Source organism: Microbacterium sp. zg.Y909 (assembly GCF_024626565.1).
Map to the genome: position 1 here is coordinate 1 of NZ_JANJFJ010000055.1, position 291 is coordinate 291.

Annotated in this window: 1 protein-coding gene; it reads left to right on the top strand. The window is 73.9% G+C overall.

The features are described 5' to 3' along the window. Positions 1-291, top strand: a 291-nt coding sequence (locus NQ160_RS06360) for a DUF3145 domain-containing protein (protein ID WP_257514388.1), incomplete at both ends; no start/stop codon positions are given.

The window sequence follows — 291 nt, forward strand, 5'->3', positions numbered from 1 at the left end:
GGCGCCGCGCGCGTTGTGCCCGCACCTCGAATGGGCTGTGGGCCGCGCGCTCGGCCGCGCCGTCAACTTCGAATGGGCCGACCAGCCGGTGCTGGCCGGCAGCCGCCGCGCGGAGTTCTACTGGGAGGGCCCCGCCGGAACGGGGGCTGCCCTGGCCACGGCGATCCGCGGCTGGGAGCACCTGCGTTTCGAGGTCAGCGAGGACCCGACGCCCCGCAGCGACGGAGGTCGCTGGCTGCACACGCCGGGGCTCGGCATCCACTATGCCCAGACCGACACCGCTGGAAACAT